Source organism: Allobosea sp. P4_C6 (genome assembly GCF_056402015.1).
Genome location: NZ_JBFUIF010000179.1, coordinates 1 through 2443 on the forward strand (window position 1 = coordinate 1; position 2443 = coordinate 2443).

A 2443-nucleotide genomic window follows, 5' to 3' on the forward strand; every position below is an offset into this window, starting at 1 on the left:
AGTGATCGAGGACCCCCGCTTCTACTGGCTGACCTCAGGCCAGCTCGACCATCTCCACCCAATCCGGGCTTTTCCCCACCTCGGCCCGGTCGTTCACACCGAGCCCGCCGCTCCCGCCATCGATGGCATAAACCGTAGCGTGGTCTGTCGACTGCCCCAATACCACCAGGTAGCGCCCGGTCGGGTCGATGCCGAAGCCGCGCGGCTGGGTCTCGGTCGGGATGTGCTGCAGCGGTCGCAATTTGCCATCTGGCTCGACCGCGAAGCTCGCCAATGTCGAGCTGTTCCGCTCCGAGGCGTAGAGAAAGCGGCCGTCCGGCGTAATCTGGATATCGGCGCCCCAAGGCTTTCCGTCGAAGCCGGCTGGCAACATGGTGACGACCTGCTTGGTGTGAAGCGTGCCGTGTTTCGGATCGTAATCGAAGACCGTGACTGAAGCGTCGAGCTCGCCAAGCAGGTACAACCTCTTGCCGGCAGGATCGAAGATGAAATGGCGCGGCCCTGTGCCTTTCGGTAGGACGGTCGTTCGCGGTCGCGTCAGCGTCCCGGCCGCCTGGTCGAAATCGAAGCTGTAGAGCACATCGCCGCCCAGACTTGTCGCCAAAACATGCCGGTCGGAGTCGCCCATAATACCATGGGCGTTCGGCGCAGTTGGAACACGCTGCGCGACCTGCTGCGCGACGCCGTCGGTCGCGATCGGACTCACCGTGACGACATTTCCGTCATAGGAGGCGCCGAACAGGAAGCGTCCGCTGAGATCGGTGCGAATATAGGCGACGCTCTCCGTCATCGCCGCAAAGCCCAGTTCGCACAGGGCGCCTGTGGCCTGGTCGATTCGGAAGGTTGCGACGCCGCGGGGCGCCCCCCGCATGGCTGCGTAGAGGAACTCTCGTCCCGGCGACAGTGCCAGTGGCAGCGAGCGACCGGGTTGGGTCACGCCTGGGAAGGGCATGCGCTGGATAGGGCTCAGCGTACCGCTTTTGCCAGAGAGCCGGAGCACACTGATATCACCGCCCAATCCATTGCCAATATAAACGGCGAGATCGGCCTGTCTTCTGGAATGATGATGCGACATGTACGGCTCCTAAATCTTCCCATAGTCTCGACCCACCGGAACATCTACATGTTTGATGATTACGGGGGCTGCTCTGATCCTCCGGGCATCCCGGCCCGAGGCAGATCCGACCTTGATCAACGTAGGGCAGGGGGCATCGGCCTGCGAGGCGTTGCAGAACCAGCCAGCGCCTGCGCCGCGACCGCGACTGGCGCGGTGCTCGGCATCGACCATACTTGTATAGGCATGGACATCGCCGAGCCCGAATAGATGCCGGCGGGGGACGGCGTATTCGCCGAGCAAGCTGTCGGAAGACGCCATCCCCATCAGGCATAAGCCGTCGAGCCATCGGGGCGGCGTGGGACCTTGCGCTCCCAGTGGACGTAGTCCTCCTTGGCGAGCACATCCATGTCCATCTCGACGCCCCAGCCTGGGCGATCGGGACGCAATTCGAGATGGCCATCCTTCGGCAGATAGGGGTCCTTGACGTACCAGGCGCCCTGCGAACGGTCTGGTTGAGCATTGGCGTCGCCGCTGCCGTCGCCGAAGGCGTAGTTGGGGCCATGCGGGAGCCTGTACTCGAGAATTCGGAAATTGGGCTGCGCCGCCGAGAAATGCAGGTTCACGGCGGTGGCAAGAGGGCCCATCGGGTTGTGGGGCGCGACGGTCACATAATGCGCCTCGGCGATGGCGGCGATCTTGCGCATTTCGAGCAGGCCGCCGACGACGCAGATATCGGGCTGGATGATGTCGCAGCCCTTGACCGAGAGCAGCCGCAGGAACTCGAACCGGCTGTAGAGCGACTCGCCCGTCGCGAGCGTGCAGTTGAGACCGCGATTCAGCTCGCCCCAGGCTTCGATGTTCTCGGGCCGGATCGGCTCCTCGAAGAAGAGCGGGTCATAAGGCGCCAATGCGTTGCCGAGCTGCATGGCCTGCTGGGGCTCGAAGATCTTGGCATGAGCGTCGAAGGCGATGTCGTAGTCCGATTGCACCGTCTCGCGCAGGCTGCGGAAATAGTCGGCGCTGGTGCGCACGACCTCGCCCCAGCGATGCGCATGCATGTCGATCCGGTAGGGGCTGAGCTTGAACGCCGTCAGCCCCCATTGCGCGTTCAGCGCATCGAACTGGTCGCGCGCGATGGCCGCGTCCGGCGCGGTATAGACGCCGGCATAGACACGCACGCGGTCGCGGACATGGCCGCCGAGCAGCATGTAGACGGGTACGCCCAGGGCCTTGGCCGAGATGTCCCAGAGGCAATGATCGATCGCCGAGATCGCCGCCAGCCCGAGCGCTCCGGGCGGGAAGCGACTCTGCTGGAGCAGATAGAGGATCAGGTGCTCGATGCGCCGCGGGTCTTGTCCGCGAATGAACTCGAAGAGATAGTCGAGC

Annotated in this window: 2 protein-coding genes; both read right to left on the reverse strand. The window is 63.9% G+C overall.

What is annotated here, in order from left to right; translation table 11 throughout:
* Window positions 1–34: 34 nt before the first annotated feature.
* On the reverse strand, window positions 35–1075 hold the full coding sequence (locus tag AC1DVA_RS27600) for a lactonase family protein (RefSeq protein ID WP_476808013.1): 1041 nt from the start codon (window positions 1073–1075) through the stop codon (window positions 35–37).
* A 305-nt stretch (window positions 1076–1380) separates the two neighbouring features.
* On the reverse strand, window positions 1381–2443 hold a 1063-nt coding region (locus tag AC1DVA_RS27605; RefSeq protein ID WP_476808014.1), incomplete at its 5' end, for a mandelate racemase/muconate lactonizing enzyme family protein.